The following is a 23,807-nucleotide window of genomic DNA, read 5'->3' on the forward strand; positions in this document are numbered from 1 at the left end:
CTCTTCATGCGCTCTCCTCCTGCTCCGTCCTGATTGACGATATGGTTCCTTCCGGCCTTTTACCGGTGAAGCAAGGGTATGAGTTGATGCTCGGCGGGTAATAACCCAATCGTCCCGTCAATTGGAAGGGTGTGCAGAATGCGACATCGGCTCAAGTCATTGCCAGGCGCGTTAAGCCAATGGGGAACCGCAGGCTTGAAAGCAGGATTTGGACAGCCGTTCAGAGTCGCGACGGGGAAAAAATCTCGACGGGCCAGCCAGCATCACTGTGCTGGACAGCCAACCGAAAGATGCGGGCAAGTTCGGCGCCGATGTGAACGAGGCTCGCCATCCGGGCAAGATCACCCTCGTGACCTTGACTATTACCGACGTGAGCGGCATACACCTGCGGCGGACCCTGTCCGGCCCGCAGCGTCTGCGATTCGCGGTCGGCGTGGCGCTGCGCGTACGCGTCGCCGTCCTGCGCCCTCAGATGCGCATCGACGATGTCATCCACATCGATCCGCGTGTGGGCACCCTGGCGCTCCAATTCCATCCAACGGGGTTGACCCGCCTAACCAGCTTGCCTGTGCCTCCAATATTGGCTCCGCCGCCACATTGATCGGGAACCCACAGAACATGCTGATCGGCCAGACGTTGCACATGCCGTTTTTCGCCTATGTTGGCGAGGCGATGGTGCCAGTCACCTTCGGACTTTTGGCAACTTGGGCATTGATTACTTGGCAGGTAAAGGGTCGCAGGTCGGCTCCCGCAAGCGCTGCGGGCACGTTTGATGAGGCGGCACGGCGTGCCGACGAAGTGCCGCTGGACCGCTGGCAGACTACCAAGGGACTCGCAGTTGCGGCAGTGCTACTCGTGGCGTTCCTTGTCGGGCTTTGGCCGCGCGAGCACGTGGCGCTCATCGGCGCGGGCGTGTTGTTGATGAACCGCAAAATGCATTCCACTCGGACGCTTGGCCTCGTCGACTGGGAGCTCCTGATCCTGTTCATGGCGCTCTTCGTGGTCAATCATGCGCTACAGCAATCCGGCGTCACCGCCGCCGTCATCAACGACCTCGCCGCTGCCGGTCTTCACCTCGACCGGCTTGCACCGCTATTCGGGGCCACCTTTTTTCTGTCGAACCTCGTATCGAATGTGCCGGCCGTGATGCTGCTACTACCGCTGGCGCAGCACGAGCTGGCTGGACCGCTCCTTGCCTTGGTCAGTTCGCTGTCCGGCATCCTGTTCATTAACGGACGAGTTCGGGCCACTGCATTCGGATACTCGAATTCAAAATCGGTCGCTCAAGCAGACGCGGGTGTCCTTTGCTCACTTGACACCGTCCCGCTAATGGGTGTCCGATAAAACGGGGTAACCCAAGGGCGGTCTGTTGATCGTGTTCTCGCTCGAAACGTTGCGCGAGCAACCCAAGAGCCTGTAAAGCCGTCGCAAGGGACGCGAGTGCGGCCCTTGCAATAGAAAATGTGATGCGAGATGCGCGCGCGAAGCATGAAGGCATAGCCCGTGGCAAAATCGCCCACCAAGACCAGCTCACCCGTACGACAGTAGCAGAAACATTTGTTCGACGGATCCGGTCCAGAGACAGCAATGGCAGTTACCGATTTGAGAGTGGAACAGGGCAGATGAACTCATTATTTTCTTTCGGTACTGAGACTGGCGTCGGCTTCCAGGTCGCATGGGAGGACGGCGATCGCGTTGTCGGTCGAGGCTCGCGACTCGGCCCAGATGGCGAGCCGAAGGCTGTGCTGGCTGTGTGGCCCGCGGCCGAGCACCCGCTGCCCTCTAGCCTCGCTCGCCTCGCACACGAATACGACTTGAAGGGCGCGCTGGACGGMAGTTGGGCGGTGCGGCCGCTAGAGCTTGTGCGGGAACATGGTCGGACTGTTTTGCTGCTTGAGGACCCCGGCGGCGAGCCGCTTGCCGGGCTACTGGGCGCCCCCATGGAGGTAGGCCGTTTCTTGCGCCTGGCCATCAGCATCACCACGGCCCTGGACCAGGTCCACCAGCGGGGTCTTATACACAAGGACATCAAGCCGGCCCATATACTGGTGAACGATGCCGCTATCGAGGCGCGGCTCACGGGCTTCGGCATTGCCTCGCGCCAGTCGCGCGAGCGCCAGGCACTGGCGCCACCGGAAGAGATCGCCGGCACGCTGGCCTACATGGCCCCCGAGCAGACCGGACGCATGAACCGGCCAATCGACGCGCGGAGTGACCTCTACTCGCTCGGCGTCACGCTCTATCAAATGCTCACGGGCGTGCTACCGTTCACCACCGACGACCCGATGGACCTGTTGCACAGCCATCTCGCCCGACAGCCAACCCCGCCGGCGGAACGGGTACCGTCGATCCCGCCATTGCTTTCCGCCATGGTGATGAAGCTGCTTTCCAAGACGGCGGAGGAGCGCTACCAGACCGCAGCGGGGCTGGAGGCCGATCTACGGCGCAGTTTGGCCACATGGGAAAACCGGGGAAGCATTGACACCTTCCCGCTCGGCGAGCACGACCTGCCTGATCGCCCATTGATTCCGGAGCGGCTCTATGGACGGAAGCGCGAGATTGAGACCTTGCTCGCAGCCTTCGATAGGGTGGTGACCCAGGGCACGTCAGAGATTGTGCTGGTCTCCGGCTACGCCGGTATCGGGAAGACCTCGGCCGTGCTTGCGTTGCGCAGCGCACTGGCTCTCAGGAATGGTCTCTTTGCCTCGGGCAAGTTCGATCAGTACAAGCGAGACATCCCGTATGCGACGCTGGCACAGGCTTTCCAGAATCTGGTCCGCCCACTACTGGGCAAGAGCGAGGCCGACTTGGCGCCCTGGCGCGCCGCACTGGCGGAGGCGCTGGGCCCGAATGGCGGCCTCATGGTGCCGCTCATACCCGGGCTCGGGCTGATTCTGGGGCCGCAGGCGCCGGTTCCGGAGCTGCCGCCGCGCGACGAACAGCTCCGATTCCAGATGGTTTTCCAGCGCCTGCTTGCCGTCTTTGCTCAACCCGCGCGTCCGCTGGCACTCTTTCTCGACGACCTGCAGTGGCTGGATGCGGCAACACTTGATCTGCTCGAGTATCTGGCGACCCAGCCGGAGGTACGCCACGTGCTGCTTATCGGAGCCTATCGGAATGATGAAGTCAAGCCTGGACATCCGTTGCTACTGCGATTGTCGGCAATCCGCCAGGCCGGGGGGCGGGTAAATGACATTGCACTTTGCCCCCTTGGGTTCGACGATGTAAGCAGACTCATCGTCGATGCCTTGCATTGCGCAACTGGGGACGCCGCACCTCTGGCCCGCCTGGTGCAGGAGAAGACTGGCGGTAACCCATTTTTCGCTATCCAGTTCCTCACCGCCCTGAGCGAAGAGGGGCTGCTCGTTTTCGATCATCGTGGCGCGCGCTGGTCCTGGGACCTTGAGCAGATTCGGGCGAAGGGCTTCACCGACAATGTGGTCGATCTCATGCTCGCCAAGCTGAGACGCCTTCCCGCGGCGACCCGTAACGCCCTGACGCAGTTGGCGTGTCTCGGTAATGACGCGCCGATCGCCATCCTGACCATGGTCCAGGATGCCAGCGAGGCGGAGCTGGACGCGGCCCTGTGGCCGGCGGTACGCGCCGGACTTGTGTTGCGTTTGGGAAATATCTACCGATTCCTGCACGATCGTATCCAGGAGGCGGCCTACGCCCTGATTCCTGAAGGCGCGCGGCCGGCAGCGCACCTCGCTATTGGCAGACAGCTCGCTGCGGGCACGCCGCCCGAGGCAATAGCTGAGCGTGTCTTCGAGATCGTCGGCCAGCTCAACCGTGGCGCCGACCTTATCACCGCGGCCGAGGAGCGGGAGCAAGTGGCTGAGCTGAATCTGCTCGCCGGCCAGCGCGCCAAAGCGTCCACGGCCTACGCCTCGGCGCTAACCTATCTCACCGCCGGTGCAGCGTTCGTGCAGGGGGACGCCTGGAAGCACCGGCCAAAGTTTGCTTTCGCGCTCGAGTTCCATCTCGCCGAATGCGAATTTCTGACCGGCGCGTCGGCCGCGGCGGACGCGCGCCTGGCCGAGCTTGCGTGCCGTCCCGCCAGCCTCCCCGATCTGGCCTCCATCACCCAGCTGCGGCTGGAGCTGTTTCTGGCCCTCGGCCAGCGCGAGCGCGCCGTCGAGGTGGGCCTCGACAGCCTGTACCGGGCCGGCGTCCAGTGTTCGGCACACCCGACAGATGAGGAGGTTCTGCAGGAATACGATCGGATGTGGCGGCAACTTGGCGACCGCCCGATCGAGGCGCTGCTCGACCTGCCGATGATGACCAATGCGGTCGCGTGCGAGACAATGGATGTCCTGACCGCGCTAATGCTGCCGGCCTGGTACACCGACGTGAACCTGGGCTCCCTCATCATCGGACGGATGGCAAACCTCAGCCTCGAGCATGGCAACAGCGACGCGTCGTGCCTCGCCTATACCTGGCTCGGCATGCTCCTGGGGCCGCTTCAGGGCCCGCGTCTACCAGGCTTTCGGCGGCCACGTGATGCAATGGACGCAACCCATCCGTGCCTCGCGCAGCCTGGTGCGGCGCGCTTTCGACGTGGCCAGCAAGCTTGGTGACCTTACCTATGCGTCCTTCGCGCGCAACAACCTCATTACGCAGTTGCTCGCCTGCGGCGATCCGCTTGCCGAGGTGCAGAACGAAGCCGAGGCCGCGATCGGCTTCGCGCGCCGGGCGAGGTTCGGTCTCGCCGTCGACCGGGTTACCCCCCAGCTCCAGCTAGCGCGAACTCTGCGCGGCCTGACCCCGATCTTCGGCGTCTTCGATGATGATGATTTCAACGAGGAACAGTTTGAGCGGTATCTGGATGAGGCTCCGGGCCCCGCCCTCGCCACCTGCTGGTACTGGATCCGAAAACTGCAGGCACGCCTCCTCGCCGACGACCACGCAGCCGCCATAACGGCGGCGGACAGGGCAGAAAGTCTCCTCTGGACATCGCCATCGTTCTTCGAGCAGGCGGAATACCACTTCTACGCAGCGTTGGCGCGGGCCGCATGCTGCAGCACGGCCGCCGCGCCAGAACGGACCCAGCACCTGGAGGCATTGGCCGTACATCATCGCCAGCTCCTTATCTGGTCCGAGCATTGTCCAGAGAATTTCGAGAACAGAGCCGCACTGGTTGGCGCGGAAATCGCCCGCCTCGATGGGCGCGAAGTTGATGCAATGGGCCTCTACGAGCAGGCCATCCGCTCTGCACAGGACAATGATTTCATCCATAACCAGGCACTCGCCAACGAGTTGGCCGCGCGATTCTATGCTGCGCGTGGCTTTGAAAAGATTGCCCGCGTGTATTTGCAGGATGCCCGCCATGGCTATCTCCGCTGGGGCGCCGGCGGTAAGGTGCGGCAACTCGATGCGTTGTATCCGCACCTCTGGGGGGAAGAGCGAGCACCCGCACCGACGACGACGATCGGGGCGCCAGTCGAACACCTGGACCTCGCCACCGTGATTGCGGTGTCGCAAGCTGTGTCCGGCGAGATCGTCCTGGACAAATTACTCGACACCCTCATGCGCACCGCGATTGAACAGGCCGGCGCGGAACGGGGACTGCTGATCCTGCCCCGAGGGGCCGATCAGCGCATCGCAGCAGAGGCTACGACCGGTGGCGATATTGTCACGGTGCAGCTCCGCGACGAGAGCGTGACTGCGACTGCGCTGCCGGTATCGATGCTCCACTATGTCTTGCGCACCGGCGAGAACATTATTCTCGACAATGCCGCGACACAGAACCCATTTTCCGCCGATCCGTACATTCTGCAGCATCATGCCCGATCGATTCTCTGCCTGCCACTGCTCACACAGGCCAAGCTCATCGGGGTGCTTTACCTCGAGAACAACCTCTCACCACGCGTCTTCGCGCCGAGCCGAACCGCCGTGCTGAAGATGCTCGCCTCGCAGGCCGCGATCGCCCTGGAGATTACTTGTTTGTATCGGGATCTCGCACAACGCGAAGCGAAGATCCAGCGCCTGGTTGAGGCCAACATCATCGGGATCTGTATCTGGCACCTGGACGGCCGAATCCTCGAGGCCAATGACGCGTTCCTCCGCATGCTGGGCTACGACCGCGAGGACCTCGCCTCAGCCCCCTTGCGCTGGACGGACCTGACGCCCCCGGACTGGCGCGAGCGTGACGCACGGTTGCTCCAGGACCTTCGGATCAACGGGACCTTGCCGCCGTTCGAAAAAGAGTTCTTCCGCAAGGATGGAAGCCGCGTGCCCGTCCTGCTAGGGTGCGCGACATTCGAAGAGGGTGGGGACCAAGGTGTCTCCTACATACTTGATCTAACCGAGCGCAAGCGCGCCGAGGAGGCACTGCACCAGGCACAGGCCGAACTGGCACACGTTACCCGCGTGACGACGTTGAACGCGCTGACCGCCTCGATCGCTCACGAGGTCAACCAGCCGTTGACCGCCATCGTCGCCAACGCCAATGCGGCCCTGCGCTGGCTCGCTCGCCAGCCGCCCGATCTCGCCGAGGTGCGAGAGACGTTGGGGCGCGTCGTTCAGGATGGCCATCGGGCTGGCGCAGTGATTGGAGGAATGCGTGCGCTGCTTAAGAAGACGGCCGCCGTCACGGTGCACCTTGACATGAACACCCTTATCGAAGACACGATTGGCCTCATCCGGGGAGAGGTAAGCCGCCATCAAGTCCTGCTCCGGACGGAGCTGGCGCCGGACCTGCCGCCGGTTGTGGGTGACCGGGTGCAGTTGCAGCAGGTGCTCCTGAACCTGATGATGAATAGCATCGAGGCAATGAAAGAGGTGGCAGAGCGGCCGCGGGAATTGCTGATTCGGTCAAGCCTCGACGCATCCGGCGCTGTGCTGGTTGCCGTTCAGGATGCTGGCATCGGACTGGAGCCGGAAGATCCGGAGCGGGTTTTCCAGACGTTCTTTACTACCAAGGCCGAAGGTCTGGGCATGGGCCTGGCGATCTGCCGGTTGATCGTCGAGGCACATGGAGGGCGGCTGTGGGCCAGCCCCAACGCGCCTTGCGGGGCCGTGTTTCAGTTCACCCTGCCGCCTCAAGACTAGATGCCGCCCGCCGACGGCGGGCGGCTACAGGGACTCAAAGCAGCGACTCGCAAATGCCGAGCTGCTGTGCCATCAATACAAGCTCGGCAAAGGTGCGCGCCTTCATCTTGCGCATGGCCTGGCCGCGATGAATTTTCACGGTGACCTCGCTGATACTTAGCTCGCTGGCGATCTGCTTGTTCAGCAGACCGGTCACCACCATGCGCATGACCTCGGCCTCACGCGGCGTCAGGCCCTGGTAGCTGGCTCGCAGTTCATCCAGCTTACGCATGCCATGGCGGCGATGCTGATCCTTTTGCAAGGCGGCCGCCACGGCATCGAGCAGGACCTGCTCGCGGAATGGCTTCGCCAAAAAATCCTCAGCACCAGCCTTCATAGCGGCAACGGTCATGGGGATGTCGCCGTAACCAGTCATAAAAATGATTGGGACTTGGATGCCCATTTGGGACAGCCGAGTCTGTAGGTCCAGGCCACTCTGCCCGCGGAGCCTGACATCGAGCAGAAGGCAAGTGGGCGCGTCCGGGAACTCGAATGCTAGCAGTTCGGCAGCGGATGCGAACAGTGCGACGCGCATCCCGACTGATCGGAAGAGGTTCTCCAACGCGCCGCGAAGCATCGCGTCGTCATCAACGATTAGCACCATCGCTTCATCACTCGCACTGGTGTCCGCGGTTACGAAGCTGTTGATTGTCACAGTCAATCTCCAGTGCACTCATCGGTGCGCGGGTCTGGGCAGGCCCACTCACGCCAATTTGGCATGATCCCCGCAAAACTTTGTATTACATCACATTGCCGAGATCCTGAATACTTATACCATGGGGTTAGTTCGGCGTGGCTCTCGGAGCCAGCCCCAGCCAGCCAGCCAGTATGCAGGGTGCAACACATCAGAGTCGCACACAGCCCTATGTCTCCTCACGCCGCAAGGGCCGGGGAAGCTATTCCCGTTTGCTGTGGCAYGGCCTAGCGGTGTCGCGATGAAACCAAGGCGCGCACGACTAATACGAATCGACAATGGCCATGGCCGACAGCGCCGACTATTCTTGCGTCAGGTTGCGATCCGGATACAAACGCCAGTCGCGGCCCTTATGCCTAGCCGCCCCGACGCGGCTCTGTCGCGGCGGCTGGTGCCGCGGCAGCCCTACTCTCGCCCCCAACAGGAGCACGCAATGTCCAATCCCAAGCTTGAAGTCCTCACCCCGCAGAACAGCCAGCTGATCTTCATCGACCATCAACCGCAGATGGCTTTCGGCGTCCAGTCGATGGACCGCCAGGCGATGAAGAACAACGTCGTCGGCCTGGCCAAGGCGGCCAAGATCTTCAATATCCCGACGACGATCACCACCGTCGARAGCGAKTCGTTCTCSGGCTWCACCTAYCCSGARCTGCTYGACGTGTTYCCKGRCMAGRARACGCTGGAGCGCACCTCKATGAACTCGTGGGACGACCAGAAGGTGCGCGCTACGGCATGGGTGTCGACTACGCGTACACGATGGTCCACAAGGCCGCCCAGCGCACGGCCACGGCGCATGAAGCCATCGCCCCGGTGCCCGCACGCTAAACAGCTGATCAAGAAAAAGACAGTCATCGGCCTACGCACGATTTCCGCGCATAGGCCGATGCAACCAGCGATCTCATTCATCCAGGATTTCGTGCCAACTTTCGGCTAGCCCTGATCATGCAAAAAGAACACACCCAGGACCCAGGTCACAACATCGATGCATCGCGCCGGCAACTGCTGGTAGGCAGCACCGTTGGCGCCGCGGCCGCATCAGTGGCTTCGATTGTCGCACTAACGCCCACGGCCGCGGAAGCCGCGCCAGCCAGCAGCCGCGCCACAAAGCAGGACCACTACGTCACGACCAAAGACGGCACGCGCATCTTCTACAAGGACTGGGGCACGGGCCGCCCGGTGGTGTTCTCCCACGGCTGGCCGCTCCATGCCGACGCCTGGGACGCCCAGATGCTGTTCCTCGTGCAGAAGGGCTTTCGGGTGATCGCCCATGACCGGCGCGGCCATGGCCGTTCGGACCAGCCCGCGCAGGGCAATGACATGGACACCTACGCCGACGACCTGGCCGCGCTGCTGGACGCCCTCGACATCAAGGGCGCAACGCTGGTCGGTCACTCCACCGGCGGCGGCGAGGTGGCGCACTACATCGGCCGTCATGGCACGAAGCGCGTGGCCAAGGCGGTGCTGATCGGCGCGGTGCCGCCTATCATGCTCAAGACCGCGGCCAATCCGAACGGCCTGCCGATGGAGGTGTTCGACGGCATCCGCAAGGGCGTGGCGGAAAACCRCTCGCAATTCTACAAGGACCTGGCCGTGCCGTTCTTCGGTTTCAACCGGCCCGGCGCCAAGGTTTCGCAAGGCACCATCGATGCGTTCTGGGCGCAGGGCATGGCCGGTGGCCTCCTGGGCCAGTACGCCTGCATCAAGGAGTTCTCGGAAGTGGACTACACCGAGGACCTGAAGAAAATCACCGTGCCGACGCTGATCCTGCACGGTGACGACGACCAGATCGTACCTATCGGCAATTCGGGCCGCCTGTCGGCCAAGATCGTCAAGAACGCCACGCTCAAGGTATATCCGGGTGCGTCGCACGGCATGTGCGTGATCAACGCCGACCAGGTCAATGCTGACCTGCTGGCCTTCCTGAACGCATAAGCCGAGATGTCCATTACCCGCCGGCACTTCATCGCCTCGGCTGCCGCCCTCGGTSCGGCAGCCTCTTCGGAGCTACTCGCCATGTCACCGACCCCGACTCCCGACCTCATCCTCGTCAACGGCAAGTTCGCCACGCTCGACCGTACCAACCCGCAGGCCGACGCCGTGGCCATGCGCGATGGCCGCTTCGTCGGCGTCGGCACGCGACAGGACATCATGAAACTGGCCGGSGCGCAGACGAAGGTTGTCGACCTAAACGGCCGGCGGGCCATCCCCGGGCTGATCGACAGCCACATGCACATCATCCGCGGCGGCCTGAACTACAACATGGAGCTGCGTTGGGACGGCGTGCGCTCGCTGGCGGACGCCATGCGCATGCTCAGGGACCAGGTCGCCCGCACGCCCGCCCCGCAATGGGTGCGCGTGGTGGGCGGCTTTACCGAGCACCAGTTCGCAGAAAAGCGCCTGCCGACCATCGAGGAACTGAACGCGGTAGCGCCCGACACGCCGGTGTTCATCCTGCACCTGTATGACCGCGCGATCCTGAACGGCGCGGCGCTGCGCGCGGTGGGCTATACCAAGGACACGCCAAATCCGCCGGGCGGCGAGATCGTGCACGACAAGGCTGGCAATCCCACCGGCCTGCTGCTGGCCAAGCCGAACGCGACGATTCTGTATGCGACGCTCGCCAAGGGGCCGAAGCTGCCGCCCGAATACCAGAAGAACTCCACGCGCCACTTCATGCGAGAGGTGAACCGCCTGGGCGTGACCGGCGTGATCGACGCCGGCGGCGGCTACCAGAACTACCCCGAGGACTACAACATCATCGAGGAGCTGCACAAGGACGGGCAGCTCACGGTGCGGCTGGCGTACAACCTGTTCACGCARAAGCCGAAGGAAGAACTCAGCGACTTCAAGACGTGGACGTCGACGGTGCAGCCCGGCCAGGGCGATGACCTCTATCGCCACAACGGCGCCKGTGAAATGCTGGTCTACACGGCGGCGGACTTCGAGGACTTCCGCGTCGAGCGCCCCGACATGGCGCCGTCGATGGAAGCCGATCTGGAGCCGGTGATCCGCCTGCTGGCGGAGAAGCGCTGGCCGTGGCGGCTGCATGCCACCTACGACCAGACCATCTCCCGTGCGCTGGATGTCTATGAGAAGGTAGCCAAAGACATCCCGTTCAACGGCCTGAACTGGTTCTTCGACCACGCCGAGACGATTTCCGACCGCAATATCGACCGCATCGCCGCGCTCGGTGGCGGCATCGCGGTGCAGCACCGCATGGCCTACCAGGGCGAGTACTTTGTCGAGCGCTATGGCGCACGCGCTGCCGAAGCCACGCCGCCGGTCAAGAAGATGCTGGAAAGAGGCGTGAAAGTCGGCGCCGGCACCGACGCCACACGCGTGGCCTCGTACAACCCGTGGGTCTCGCTGTACTGGCTGACCACGGGCAAGACCGTCGGCGGCATGTCGATGTATCCACAGGCCAACCTGCTCGATCGCGAAACGGCGCTGCGCCTGTGGACCGAGGCCAACACCTGGTTCTCATCTGAAGTGGGCAAGAAGGGCCAGATCAAGGTGGGCCAGCTGGCCGACCTGGCCGTGCTGTCGGCCGACTACTTCGCCGTGCCGGGCGACGACATCCAGGACATCACGTCTGTGATGACGGTGCTGGGCGGCAAGGTGGTCTATGGCGACAACGAATTCGGCAAGCACTCGCCGGACATTCCGCCGGCGATGCCGGACTGGTCTCCGGCCCGTCATGGCAGCCAGTACCAGCCGCGCCCGACGGCCAAGGCAAAGCAGCTCGCGATGAACACCGCCTGTGGCTGCGCCAGCTCGTGCGGCGTGCATGGTCATGCTCACGCCAAGGCCTGGACATCGAGCGTGCCGACGTCGGACGAAAGCAGCTTCTGGGGGGCGCTGGGCTGCTCGTGCTGGGCGTTCTGAACGTTCCCGGCCGCTAACGCATCTCGCAATCCGTACCGTATTGAAACCGGAGACCCGCCATGCATTCCTCGTCTTCTCCGCTGGTGGCAGCCGGCAATTCCTCCCACCTGCTGCCGCGCTGGGTGCGCTGGATCGCCCTGCTGCTGCTTTGCGCGGCGTACCTGCAAGGCGGGCTGGTCAAGCTGTTTGACTTCTCCAGCGCAGTGACAGAGATGCAGCGCTTCGGCCTGTCGCCCGCCGTGCCGCTGGCTGCGGCGACGATTGCGCTGGAGCTTGGTGCGTCGGCAATGATCCTGACCGGCTTCTGGCGCTGGCTAGGCGCACTGGCGCTGGCGGCGTTCACGCTGATGGCCACGTTCCTGGCCAACCGGTTTTGGAGCGCACCGCCCGAGGCGTAGTTCATGATGGCTAACGCGTTCTTCGAACATCTGGGCCTGGTGGGTGGGTTCCTGCTCGTGGCGTGGGATGACCTTCGCACGCGGAGACAACCATGACGCAATCTGCCACCTCGGCAGCCAGGCCTGCATCGGGGGGCACGTTTGCCCCGCTGGCCCAACCCACGTTTGCGGTACTGTGGGTGGCCACGATCCTCGGTAACATTGGCAGCTTCATGCGCGATGTGGCCAGCGCATGGCTGGCAACCGATCTTTCCACTTCACCGGCGGCGGTCGCCACGATCCAGGCGGCTGCCACGCTGCCAGTATTCCTGCTAGCGATTCCGGCCGGTGTGCTCTCCGACATCCTCGACCGGCGCCGCTTCCTGATCGTGATCCAGATCGGACTGGCCATGGTCAGTGGCACGCTGATGCTGCTGGCGTGGCGCCAGGCGCTGACAATCGAAATCCTGATTGGGCTGGCGTTCGTCGGCGGTGTGGGTGCGGCGATGATGGGGCCGACGTGGCAGTCGATCGTGCCCGAACTCGTGCCGCCGAGCACGCTGCGACAGGCCGTGGCGCTGAACTCGCTGGGCGTGAACGTCGCCCGTGCGATTGGACCGGCTACCGGGGGTCTGCTGCTCGCGGCATTCGGCGCGGCTGCCACGTATAGCGCAGACCTGCTCAGCTATGTGTTCGTCATCGCTGCGCTGATCTGGTGGAAGCGTCCCGAAAAGCCAAGCGATCCGCTGCGCGAACACTTCTTCAGCGCTTTCCGAGCAGGCTTACGCTTCACACGCGCGCACAGCAAGCTGCACGTAGTATTGGCGCGCGCTGCCGTGCATTTTGCCTTCGGCAGCGGCGTATGGGCGTTGTTGCCGCTGGTAGCCCGTCAGCTGCTGCATGGCGGTGCCGGCCTCTATGGCGTGTTGCTGGGCGCAGTGGGCGCTGGCGCGATCCTTGGCGCGCTGACGATGTCCAGGCTGCAGCAGCGGCTCGATGCAGATGGCATGGTGCTATTGTCCGCGATCGTCACGGCGGTCGTCATGGCGGCTCTGTCGAGCGCACCACCCATATGGCTGGCATTGCCGCTGCTATTGCTGCTTGGCGCCGCGTGGATCATGGCGCTGACCACGCTCGGCGGCGCGGCGCAGGCGATCCTGCCGAACTGGGTGCGCGGCCGCGCGCTGGCGGTCTACCAGATGGTGTTCAACGGCGCGCTGGCAGGTGGCAGCCTGGTCTGGGGCTTTGTGGCGCAGGCACTGGGCACACCGCATGCGCTGCTGATCGCCGCGGCGGGGCTGGTCGTTACCGCGCTGATCCTGCACCGCATGCGGCTGCCGCGCGGCGAAGAAGACCTCGGTCCCGCACGTCACTGGCCCGAACCGGAGATGGCCGGCGAGATCGCGCACGACCGTGGTCCGGTGATGATCCTGATCGAATACTGCATCCCGCCCGCCAACCGCGATGCGTTTCTGCATGCGGTGCACAAGCTGTCGGAAGAGCGTTTGCGTGACGGCGCGTTCAGCTGGGGCGTGATGGAAGATCCGGCCAACCCCGAACTGCTGACCGAGTGGTTCCTSGTSGAGTCGTGGGCCGAGCACCTGCGCCAGCACGAGCGCGTACCGCACGCCGATGCCGATSTGCAGCGCGACTTGGCCAGCTTCCACGTGGGCGTCGAGCCGCCCCACGTGAGACACCTGCTCGGCCTGGGCTTGCCGCCGGCGTGACGTCGCACCGATTTCCCCCTCTCCAACCTTGTCACATATGAAACTCTATCTCATCTCCCTTGGCGCCGGCATCCTGGTCGGCATTATCTATGCACTGATGCAGGTCCGCTCGCCTGCGCCGCCCGCAATTGCTTTGATCGGGCTGCTGGGCATGCTGATTGGCGAGCAGGTTGTGCCGCCGGTCAAGCGCATGCTGGCCGGCGAGCCCGTCACCATTGCATGGTTCCGCGGCGAATGCGTCCCGAAGATTACGGGTACACCGCCCAAAGCGGACACGGCCGTTGAACCGTCGGCATCCCTCCCCGCGCGTAGCAAGGAAGGGAACCAATAACAGCATGAGCCGCTCCCGAAAGCAGCCCGAAGCACCTGCCAGCCGCACTAACGCAATCGCGCCCCGGCGCATTCACGTGGCCCTGGCTGCGTCTTTGGCCGCGGCCGCGGCACCTCTGCCGTGGCGGACAACAACGTCGCGATCTATGGCCGGCTGAACACGGCGATCGAGTATGTGACCGTGACCACCGCAACCGACGGCACCAGATTGGGCAATACGGCGCGGCTCACGAATAACCGCTCTGTGTTCGGCTTACGGGGCGAGGAACAGTTGGCCAACGGGATCAAGGCGATCTGGCAAATCGAAAGCGCCCTGTCGATTGACAACGGCACGGGGCAAATCGCCGCGCGAGATACCCGGCTCGGCCTTCAGAGCCCGTACGGCACCCTATTCATGGGCAACTGGGACACACCATACACAAGTGCGACCAAGAGCTACGACCCGTTACCCCACCACTGCGGGTTACATGGCGCTGATAGGCAATGGCGCTGCCTCTACCAGCGACAATGTCCAGAACACCAGCTCATTTGATCGACGGCAGAAGAACTCGTTGTACTACCAGTCGCCGACGTGGCACGGCTTGAGCGGCGCCATCGCCTGGGGATTGCCGGAAGAGAAAACAACGGTGCCGCGCAATCCGGCGCTGTATTCCTTTGCCACCGCCTATGACCACGGCAACCTGAACCTGACGCTCGCCTATGAAATCCACCAGCACTATCAGACCAGCGGACGCAACGACGACGCAATCAAAGCAGGTGTTCGACGACGGCCAGAGGCAGCGGCTGTTCGCGAACATCGCGGTGGCGATGCAGGGCGTGCCCGAGGAGATCGTGCGCGTGCAGATTGAGAATTTCACCAAGGCCGATCCGACCTATGGTGAAGGAATCCGGCGTGCAGTGAACTGCCTAAAGTAAGCTGACCGATTCACCGCTGTCCTGCTCCGGAGGGCAGCGGGAACTTGAGTCGGTACCAGCAAGACTGGCACTTGCCGCGGTCTGCGATCGAGCGGCTGGCGGCACCAAGCCAAGTCTCGTGCCTTCGACGATTTCAGCAAGATAACGCGTCACTGCGGGCAAGCAGGCCGACTGCAGGCTAAGGACGCGACGCTGCTCCGCTACTACAGCAGCATCGACAATCCCAATAGCGCCATCTACCATCAATCATCAATCATCAAACGGTCCCGGGGCCGCCCGCACCCACAAGGACTTTTGAATATGCGGTGCCATTTCGAAGCAACCATGTATGTAATACCTTGGTATGAATCGGACAGAATAGCTGGCCGGCTCACTATCGCGGGGGGACTGATTTTCCTGGCCAGCGTGACTTCATCGCAACGTAGCGTGGGACGTGCACCCGAGGAATCGGCAATACCATCGTATGATAGGGTATGCACCGGTTTGGCGTTACTATTCCAGCAGAGCATTGCCAGCGCTCAACGCGTATACAAGGAGTCAGTGTGATAGCTCGCGCCACGATCGCAATAGTTGACGACGATGTCGCTGTCCGAAATGCCGTGGGCGGGCTGCTGCGTTCGCTCGATCTTGGCGTGCAATTGTTCGGAGGCGGTCAAGAGCTACTGCGGTGCACTTCGCTGCCTTGCCTGTCCTGCGTGATCACAGACGCGAAAATGCCCGGCATGGACGGCTTCGCTTTGATAGAGGCCCTGCGCGCACGCAATCTCGATATGCCTGTCATTTTCATGACTGCATTTGCGCATGAGGGATTCGATCAGCGTGCCATGGCATTGGGTGCGACGTGCGTCCTTTACAAGCCCTTCCAGGATACGGACATGATCCACTGCATTGAAAAAGCGTTGCGTCCTCGCAAGACGGACACTCCTCCATCGTGAGTGTGTCGTGCAGTCCTTACATGACCTTCGTCCTCTGCACGCCGCCCGATGCCGTCCCTACGCTCGGGTTGCGGTTCTAAGCTGTCGAGGCCGCAGCCGGATAGCAGGCTGCTCAGCAGCTTCGGACTTAGAGGGAAGCAGCACGAGACCGAGAGTTTGCGCAAGTAGCACCAGATAAGCGAAACTCCGAGCCCTCATTTTTCGCATTGCCTGGCATCGATGAACTTTGACAGTCACCACGCTGATGCACATGGCGGCGGCAATCTCCTTGTTTGTCAAACCTGATGTGGCATGCGCCATGACCTCACTCTCCCGCAGCGTCAGGGAACGAAAGCAGTCGCGCGCTGCAGCCAGTCGGCACAAATGCTCACGTCGCGAGCCCTCCTTCTGTAGTGCCTCCGTGACGGCATCGAGCAGTTCCTGTTCACGGAACGGCTTGGAAAGAAAGTGTTCTGCTCCCGCCTTCATGGCAGCAACCGTCATCGGAATGTCCCCGTAGCCGGTCATGCGCCATCGCAAACAGCTCGCCGCTCAATTCACGGCCTGGCGCGAATGCACTGAAGTCGCCCAAGATCCGTCAATGTCAGCCGGGAACGGGCTATTATTCCAAGGCACTGCGCGCAGTGTTTTCGCCAGGACAAGCACTGTAGAGAGGTTTCCCAATATGCTAACAAGGAAAGAGGCGATATGGAGATGAAACACTTTGCAGCCACCGTCGCCGTCTTGGCTGCCGGTAGTGCGTATGCCCAGTCCAGCGTGACACTGTATGGCCTGATTGACGTTGGCATCGAGTACCAAAACCACCAACCCGGCGGCGACCATGGCGTGACGCGCATGACCTCCGGCAACCTGGCAGGCAGCCGCTGGGGCCTGCGCGGCGTGGAAGACCTCGGAGGTGGCCTGAAGGGTGTCTTCGTGCTGGAAAACGGCTTCACGGTGGACGACGGCAAGTCATCCTTCGCAGGCCGCCTGTTTGGTCGCCAGGCCTATGTTGGCCTGCAGAACAATTGGAACGCCCTGACCCTGGGCCGGCATCAGACGCCGTTCCATGATTTCAACGTTGACTTCGACCCGATGGCCGTCAGCACCAACTACTCGATCCTGGGGCAGGACGCCGCTTTCGGCAGCCGTGCCGATAACTCGGTCAAGTACATCGGCACCTTCAGTGGCCTGTCCGCCAAGGCGCTGTACAGCTTTGGCGCGAACACCGGCGCCGGCGCCTCTGGTGAAGTCCCTGGCAGCCCGAGGATCGGGCGCGAGTACAGTGCCAGCCTGACCTACGCTGCGGGTCCGTTCGCTGTCGGCGCCATCTACGACTCAACCAATCCCGGCGCGGCCGCGACCGGTCCCCTGACGGAGGCCGAAATCCGCCGCGCCGGCCTGGCCGGCTCGTACTCCATCGGCCCCGCCAAGGCCTACGCCGGATATCGTTGGGCCAAGGCGCTCGGTGGCGCCACGCTCCCGGGTAATCTCGGCGCTAACAACGTCTCTAATCTGTACTGGCTGGGTCTGCGCTATCAGCTGATCCCGGCATTGTCCCTGACCGGCGTTGCCTACTTCCAGGACTTCCGGGGCACCAAGGCGGATCCGTGGAGCTTCGTGGCATCGGCTGACTACGCGCTGTCCAAGCGTACCGATGCCTACTTGAACCTCGGTTACACCAAGAACAAGGATGGCTCGAATTTAGGCCTGACCGCAGGTGGCACCGGCTCCATTCAGGGGACCGGCTTCGGCACGGTTTCCGGCTCGGAAAACCAGTTCGGTGCGGTGCTTGGCATCCGTCACAAGTTCTAGCAGGCTGGCCCGTCAGTCTTGATCAGGGGGCGAGGGTCGCGTCATGGTTGAACGCGCCGCCTCGCAGGTTTTCACGCCAGCACCAGCCTGGCCTGCCACCGCTGGCGGCATAGCGCCGCCAGCAGCAGTACCGGCAGCAGGACACAGCAGAAGCTGACGGCAGCGAACGCCAGCGCGCCCAGCACCGCACCGGCGGCAAAGCCCGCCACAGCGGGCAACATCTTGCGCAAGCGCACGTGGATCGCGCCTGCCTGCTCAGGCCCGGCCGACGACAAATCGACCAGGTCGATCACGATCTGGGTAGTATTACCGGTCATGATCGTGGTAGCGGCCCCTGACCAAGATACGCCCAAGCCGCTATCATAATCCTTCTGGTTATATAAGAAGCGATACTAATTACTTGTGGAAATAAGCAGCAAACTGTCACCTGACCCAGCTAGGCTGGCCGGCCTTTCAGCGATTGTCGAGATCCTGTATGGCCACCGTCGAGCGTACCGCCTACCCGCGTTTCCCGAAGGTCTTTTCCCTCAAGGAATTGCGGGCCTGTTACACACCAAGCGCGGAAGAGCTGGACTGGGCAACCCGGTCCACACGCGGGCAAGAATCCCGACTTGGTCTGCTGGTGCTCCTGAAGGTCTTTCAGCAGTTACACCACTTCCCGGACCTTGACACTATTCCTGCCAGCGTGACGGAGTTGGTGCGCATCAGTGCCGGCCTGAGCCTAGGTACGAAGTTTGGCTACGACCGGAAGGTGTCGCCGACCTTGTTCCGGCACTACAGGGCCGTGCGAGAATTCCTTGGCATCCAGGCCTACCTCGGCACCGCTGCCAACGAGGTTACTATCCGCGCTGCGCGCGACGCCGCCGAAACGATGGACCAGCCGGTAGATATCATCAACGCGACGATCGATGCGCTGGTCCTGCGTCAGATCGTTGCTGACGTTGAATACGCCTATAGGCAATACCTCTCCGCTCGCATTGGCGGCAGTCCAAGGCCGCACTGAGCACTGCCCCAACGTTACGATTCCTCCTCGTCGAAACGGGGGCGCAATGGAGAGCCAGAAACGCGTGGGGTATCACGATTTAAAAGCCTATACGCAGCTCCTGTCCTCTGGGAAGCATCAGGGATTCGTCCTGGTGAAACACCACACACTCGCTGGCATTGTTCAGACGGTCTTTCGAGCGGGAAGATCGATCACGGAGGAAGCTGAGGCGTTTGCACAAGCAGAAGGCAAAATGGAGCATCTAGTCAATATTCTCACGGCTTAAGCAATCGTCGCGGGCCTTGCCACGCGTCGACCGTCTTCCGGTGCCGCGCCGCGCAATCCCCTAGCGCCCCCAGCAGATCCCGCATAACCCATTCCTGCCAGGCGTCATTTCGGCCAGTAACGCGCACGCCCGGACGATGTCGGGCTGGTCGAAGCCTTGATGAATCGCGCAAGCGACGCCTCGACCGCCTTATGCGGATTTGTGCGCTCTTGCGAAGTTCGCAGCGTTGTCCATGACAGGGGGCACGCAGTTCAAGCGGAGCGCGCGTTGGGCTGTGGTGATTTCGGTGCATGGCGCCCATGAGCCTGCGGCCCACTTGCCCCTTCGAATGACTGCTTGAGCATTAGACGCAGTCGTAGAGGCTGCCCCAGGCCGAAGGGCAGCTCTTGCCGACTGACACTGGCGTCGCGGATCTCGGGGTCGATCAGGCGCTTGTCGGCCATCGGGCGTCATTCGTCTGAGCGCCGGACCGGACATTCAAGCGTCTGCCTCGAACAAATAGCGGCCTCTCACCCGTCGTTGATGTTCAGTATGGAGCCGCCTGTAGATTACCGAATGCCGCGGGCCTATTCCGCGCTCCACGCATTGTCGTAGAAGACATGCGCTCCGATACATGCGCATCGGAGCGTTTCGCGCTTTATGTCCGCAAGGGCCTTAATCCTGCGCGCACTTCACTCGCGAAAATCATCGGTTCTTCCCACGCCGCAAAGTGCCCACCTGTTTCAGGTTTATTGAAGTAGATCAGGTTGTGATAGGCCTTTTCGGTCCAGCTCCTCGGCGCCTGGTAATTTTCCCCCGGAAACGCGCTGACGGCAGCCGGCACGTTGACGTCGGCTGCAAGGAAGAAGTTCGAGTGCGATTCCCAGTAGAAACGCGCTGCCGAGATGCCAGTATTGGTCAGCCAATATAGCGTGATGTCGTCAAGCAGGTCGTCTCGCGTCAGCGCGCCGGCGGAATGGCCGTTGACGGGATGACCGAGCACGGCCGCGCTCAACGCCGCGGCGGGCTGGCCGTAACCGTCGCCATGGTCGAGGAGCCAGGAAGCCAGCGCGACGGGCGAGTCGGCGAGTCCATATAGCGTTTGCGGGCGCGTACCCATTTCGAGTGCATATCCGCGCTTTCTCTTGAAGTTTGCGCTCAATTGCTCATACCCATGCTTTTCCTCATCCGACAAGCCAGCGGGCGTCGGATCGCCCGCGACAAGCGACTTGAGAATGTCCGCCGGCACGGACGCAGGGAAGTTCACGTGTATGCCGATCAGTTCAGGTGGCGCCTGCATGGCCATGATGTTGGTCAGAACGCCGCCGAGATCGCCGCCTTGCGAAGCAAATTTGTCGTAGCCAAGGCGCTTCATAAGCACGACCCACGCGCGCGCGGTGCGCTCCGGCCCCCAGCCAGTCGTGGTGGGCCTGGCAGAGAATCCGTAGCCAGGCAAGGACGGAATCACGAGATGGAACGCATCTGAAGCCGGAGCGCCGTACGCGGTCGGATTGACGAGCGGATCAATGATCTTGAACTGTTCGATGACTGATCCAGGCCAGCCGTGCGTCACGATCAACGGCATCGCGTTTTCGTGCTTCGACCGTACATGGATGAAATGGATATCGAGCCCGTCGATCTCGGTCATGAACTGCGGATACGAATTCAGTCGCGCTTCGCATTTGCGCCAGTCATAGCCGGTCGCCCAGTATTGAGCGAGCCCTTGGATGGTTGCGAGCTGAATGCCCTGCGATTCGTCGGGCACGGTCTCACGGTCCGGCCAGCGCGTGGCCTTGATGCGCCGCCGCATGTCGACGAGCTGCGATTCGGGGACGTGAACGCGGAACGGGCGAATCGCGGTCTTGTCGCCGATCGCAGGCTCCGTGATCTTGCCGAATGCCAGGCTTGTGCCTGCGAAGCCGAGCGGGCTCAGCGAGCCGGCGGCGGTCGCTGCGACGGCCGTACCGACAAAGTGCCGGCGCGATGAGGATATGGGAGCGTTGTTTGACATGGGATCGGTCTCCAGCCTTAAACTGTGTGTTGCCTTGCGAGTCAAGTCAGATGTGTGCAGCCTCACGAAGGCTTATATGCTCATTGGCTTGCGGCCCGTGAGCTTGAACAGGTCAATTGTCATGCGGGCGCATCGTCTCTACGCGAACTGGCTTGAAGCCCGCGCGAAGCTCTTCGGAAAAAAGCATCGGCTGCTCCCAGGCCGCAAAGTGCCCGCCCTTGTCGACCTTGTTGTAATAGACGAGATTGGGATACGCCCGCCCCGTCCAACTCCGCGGCGCCTGATATTGCTCGCCGGGGAACACGCTCACGGCCACCGGGATCTTGACGCCTTTGGCATTAAAGAAGCCGCCCTTGTATTCCCAGTAGAGACGAGATGCCGAAACACCAGTATTCGTCAGCCAGTACAGCGTGATGTTGTCGAGGATTTCGTCGCGCGTCAGTTCGCCTGTAGCGCTGCTGGTCCGCTGCAGAGCCGAGGCGACTGCCGCAGCCGGTTGACCATCGGCATCGTTATGGTCGAGGAGCCACGCGGCGAGGCCGACAGGTGAATCGGCAATGCCGTAGAGCGTTTGCGGACGCGAGCCCATCAGCCGGGCGTAGTTCACTTCCTTGAACGTCAGGTCGAGCTGCTCGAAGGCGCGTTTCTCCTCCGCTGACAGGCCGGCTGGCGCCGGGCCGCCGATCTGGAGCACCTTGTCGATGTCGGCTGGAACCGTCGCGGGCATATTGGTGTGGATGCCAAGCAGTCCCTGAGGAGCCTGCAATCCCATTTGATCGACGACAAATGCACCCCAGTCGCCGCCCTGGGCGACATAGCGGGTGTAGCCGAGGCGCTTCATCAAGACTGCCCATGCCTTGGCCATGCGCTCGGGACCCCAGCCGGTGCTCGTCGGCTTGCCTGAAAATCCATAGCCGGGCATTGACGGAATCACCACGTGGAAAGCGTCCGATGCGCTCGCACCGTGGGCTGTGGGATTGGTCAATGGATCGATGATCTTCAGTTGCTCGATGATCGAGCCGGGCCATCCGTGGTTGATGATCAGCGGCAAGGCATTGTCATGCTTCGAACGAACGTGGATGAAGTGAATGTTCAACCCGTCGATTTCGGTTATGAACTGCGGCAGAGCATTCAGCTTCGCCTCGACCTTGCGCCAGTCGTAACCGGTCGCCCAATAGCGCGCGAGTGCCTGAATCGTCGCGAGCTGCACACCTTGGGATTCATCCGAAACAGTTTCCCGCTCAGGCCAATTTGTTTCCCTGATGCGTCGACGCAATTCGACGAGCTTTGATTCCGGAAAATTCACATGAAACGGATGCACGGCAACCCCGTCACTGCCCTGAAGTGGGGCACCTGTAGTCATGGCATTTGCATGCTGTGAGAGATTGAAAATTCCGAGCGATCCCGCGGTAACGCTTGCCGCCGCGGCTGCGGAAAAGCGACGGCGATTGAAATTGGGCTTATCTTGCATATCAAATTTCTCGGCAAGTGGAAGGATTGGGGCGTCGTGGTCGTCAGTGGTGTTACTCCACCGAGTACACAGCTTGTAAATTGATTGACTGGCCGTTTATCGATTGACGCGATATCGGGAATGGTTCCGCCCTCGCTTCGTGGAGGACTTGCGGCAAAGCCGCTGGATGCCCCGTGGCCAGGGCCGTTCGAACGAGCCTTCGTCGCTGTCGGCTGTGTCAGGCAGGAATGCGATACAGAGCGCAGAGCTTGTTGCCATCCGGATCACGCACATAGGCGAGATACAGCGGGCCCGCTTCCGTGTTGCGTACACCAGGCGGATCCTCGACGGATCTGCCGCCGTTGGCGACCGCGGCGGCATGCAGGGCATCCACCTGGTCCATCGACTGGCAGGTGAAGCCAATCGTGCCGCCATTGGCGGGGGTGGCCGGCTGACCATCAAGTGGCCGGGTCACTATCAACAAGCCCTTGTCGGAGAGATAGGCATAGTCGCCGATAGCTCGGAGCAGGCCCTCGCCATAGCCGAGCGTGCCCAGAACGGCGTCGTAGAATTTCCTGGCTCTTTCCAGGTCGTTGGTGCCGACCACTACATGACTGAACATTGCGGGGTCCTTCCTTGGGAAACAGGTTGAGCGCGGCCGGTTCGACAGTCAGAGCCGGCAAAGCGACCGCACGACATGCCACGATTTCAGGATCGAACTCGTGCGGCGGCACGTCTTCATCGGATACGCCTGCCTACCTCTCAGTGGGACTCCACATGCGCACCGTCGGTGTACGGACTGCGTGGTTCCTGCACCGAACGGGCGCTGTCGGTGTACGGGCCACCCGCGCCGTGATGGGACAGTCCGGCTGCCTGCGCCCCGGCAGCGGCGGTAACCAGGGCGATAGTGAGTACGAAGCGCTTGGCGATGTTGCTAGTCATGATCGATTTCCTTGAGGTCATTGAGTAAAAAGTCGCTTCTCGCAGTGGCGCCTGCTGCTTAAGATTGACGGTGCGTGACGTCTCACACATCGGTACGTCTTAGTGTAGCTATGAAAATCATAGTATCAAGAAAAACAAGGCTTTGCGGTGATCTGCTCACAAACGGCAGTTGGCCGAAGGGGCGTCGCGACTACGAAAAGCAACGACAGACGGCGACCGATGAACGGGAGATCAGTGGGTAGCGCCGACGATTAAGGCTGAGACGGTAGCCCGTGGCGGCAAGCTCGCTGTCATCAAAGGAGCGTGCTAGGCGAAGAGGATTCGATAAGGCTGCCCGCAATAGCAGGAGCGACACCGCAGCGGTAGTGCGGCGGATGACCCGCAGTGCGCGCATGCGCTGCGCGTGTT

16 protein-coding genes and 6 pseudogenes are annotated in these 23,807 nt (G+C 62.2%); 13 read left to right on the forward strand and 9 right to left on the reverse strand.

From position 1 onward, the window contains the following. Positions 1–220: 220 nt before the first annotated feature. Entirely contained in the window at positions 221–535 is a 315-nt protein-coding gene (locus tag AC1DO7_RS31240; protein WP_441621728.1) for a hypothetical protein, read from the reverse strand. Between AC1DO7_RS31240 and AC1DO7_RS31245 the strand changes: the two genes are divergently transcribed. After that, positions 529–1,344: an SLC13 family permease gene (locus AC1DO7_RS31245; protein WP_441621720.1), complete on the forward strand. Its 816-nt coding sequence runs from the start codon at positions 529–531 to the stop codon at positions 1,342–1,344. The two genes, AC1DO7_RS31240 and AC1DO7_RS31245, sit on opposite strands and share 7 nt — an antisense overlap. A gap of 278 nt (positions 1,345–1,622) precedes the next feature. Further along, a pseudogene (locus AC1DO7_RS31250) lies at positions 1,623–7,053 on the forward strand (AAA family ATPase). Positions 7,054–7,087: 34 nt separating this feature from the next. On the opposite strand, the gene AC1DO7_RS31255 reads toward AC1DO7_RS31250, so the two are convergent. Then, complete coding sequence (locus tag AC1DO7_RS31255; protein ID WP_441621722.1) at positions 7,088–7,696, reverse strand: response regulator transcription factor; 609 nt, start codon at positions 7,694–7,696, stop codon at positions 7,088–7,090. 523 nt (positions 7,697–8,219) lie between these two features. On the opposite strand from AC1DO7_RS31255, the pseudogene AC1DO7_RS31260 reads away from it, so the two are divergent. The 9 genes and pseudogenes from AC1DO7_RS31260 (at position 8,220) to AC1DO7_RS31300 (ending at position 15,955) form a co-directional block, all read left to right on the forward strand. Next, positions 8,220–8,611 (forward strand): annotated as a pseudogene (locus tag AC1DO7_RS31260) (cysteine hydrolase family protein). Positions 8,612–8,728: 117 nt separating this feature from the next. Then, positions 8,729–9,718, forward strand: a complete 990-nt coding sequence (locus AC1DO7_RS31265; RefSeq protein ID WP_477116967.1) for an alpha/beta fold hydrolase — start codon at positions 8,729–8,731, stop codon at positions 9,716–9,718. Positions 9,719–9,724: 6 nt separating this feature from the next. Next, on the forward strand, positions 9,725–11,671 hold the full coding sequence (locus AC1DO7_RS31270) for an amidohydrolase (protein ID WP_477116968.1): 1,947 nt from the start codon (positions 9,725–9,727) through the stop codon (positions 11,669–11,671). 59 nt (positions 11,672–11,730) lie between these two features. Beyond that, positions 11,731–12,165: pseudogene (locus AC1DO7_RS31275) on the forward strand (DoxX family protein). Then, a complete protein-coding gene (locus AC1DO7_RS31280) occupies positions 12,162–13,775 on the forward strand; it encodes an MFS transporter (RefSeq protein ID WP_477116969.1) in 1,614 nt (537 codons plus the stop codon). Before AC1DO7_RS31275 ends, AC1DO7_RS31280 begins: the two are co-directional and overlap by 4 nt. 37 nt (positions 13,776–13,812) lie before the next feature. Continuing rightward, on the forward strand, positions 13,813–14,106 hold the full coding sequence (locus AC1DO7_RS31285; RefSeq protein ID WP_441621671.1) for a XapX domain-containing protein: 294 nt from the start codon (positions 13,813–13,815) through the stop codon (positions 14,104–14,106). A gap of 4 nt (positions 14,107–14,110) precedes the next feature. Further along, a pseudogene (locus tag AC1DO7_RS31290) lies at positions 14,111–14,866 on the forward strand (porin); the annotation flags it as partial. A gap of 46 nt (positions 14,867–14,912) precedes the next feature. Next, positions 14,913–15,020: a hypothetical protein gene (locus AC1DO7_RS31295; protein WP_441621673.1), complete on the forward strand. Its 108-nt coding sequence runs from the start codon at positions 14,913–14,915 to the stop codon at positions 15,018–15,020. 542 nt (positions 15,021–15,562) lie between these two features. After that, entirely contained in the window at positions 15,563–15,955 is a 393-nt protein-coding gene (locus AC1DO7_RS31300) for a response regulator transcription factor (RefSeq protein WP_441621675.1), read from the forward strand. Between the two features lie 57 nt (positions 15,956–16,012). Here AC1DO7_RS31300 and AC1DO7_RS31305 read toward each other — a convergent pair. Beyond that, a pseudogene (locus AC1DO7_RS31305) lies at positions 16,013–16,462 on the reverse strand (response regulator transcription factor); the annotation flags it as partial. Between the two features lie 180 nt (positions 16,463–16,642). On the opposite strand from AC1DO7_RS31305, the gene AC1DO7_RS31310 reads away from it, so the two are divergent. Further along, positions 16,643–17,749, forward strand: coding sequence for a porin (locus AC1DO7_RS31310; RefSeq protein ID WP_441621676.1), 1,107 nt, complete (start codon positions 16,643–16,645; stop codon positions 17,747–17,749). Positions 17,750–17,820: 71 nt separating this feature from the next. Here AC1DO7_RS31310 and AC1DO7_RS31315 read toward each other — a convergent pair whose 3' ends face one another. Further along, positions 17,821–18,102 (reverse strand): DUF1275 family protein, encoded by a 282-nt coding sequence (locus tag AC1DO7_RS31315; protein ID WP_441621678.1) that lies wholly within the window; start codon positions 18,100–18,102, stop codon positions 17,821–17,823. 122 nt (positions 18,103–18,224) lie between these two features. Between AC1DO7_RS31315 and AC1DO7_RS31320 the strand changes: the two are divergent. After that, positions 18,225–18,680 (forward strand): annotated as a pseudogene (locus tag AC1DO7_RS31320) (DUF4158 domain-containing protein); the annotation flags it as partial. A gap of 974 nt (positions 18,681–19,654) precedes the next feature. On the opposite strand, the gene AC1DO7_RS31325 reads toward AC1DO7_RS31320, so the two are convergent. The 5 genes from AC1DO7_RS31325 to AC1DO7_RS31345 form a co-directional block, all read right to left on the reverse strand. Continuing rightward, positions 19,655–21,007, reverse strand: coding sequence for an epoxide hydrolase family protein (locus AC1DO7_RS31325; RefSeq protein ID WP_441621679.1), 1,353 nt, complete (start codon positions 21,005–21,007; stop codon positions 19,655–19,657). A 112-nt stretch (positions 21,008–21,119) separates the two neighbouring features. Then, positions 21,120–22,478 (reverse strand): epoxide hydrolase family protein, encoded by a 1,359-nt coding sequence (locus AC1DO7_RS31330; RefSeq protein ID WP_441621681.1) that lies wholly within the window; start codon positions 22,476–22,478, stop codon positions 21,120–21,122. A gap of 217 nt (positions 22,479–22,695) precedes the next feature. After that, complete coding sequence (locus tag AC1DO7_RS31335; protein ID WP_441621683.1) at positions 22,696–23,079, reverse strand: VOC family protein; 384 nt, start codon at positions 23,077–23,079, stop codon at positions 22,696–22,698. A 140-nt stretch (positions 23,080–23,219) separates the two neighbouring features. Then, positions 23,220–23,399, reverse strand: a complete 180-nt coding sequence (locus AC1DO7_RS31340; protein WP_441621684.1) for a hypothetical protein — start codon at positions 23,397–23,399, stop codon at positions 23,220–23,222. 190 nt (positions 23,400–23,589) lie between these two features. Continuing rightward, positions 23,590–23,807: hypothetical protein (locus AC1DO7_RS31345; protein ID WP_477116970.1), on the reverse strand; the 218-nt coding region annotated here is incomplete at its 5' end.

This window comes from Cupriavidus sp. 05N40 (genome assembly GCF_056397305.1).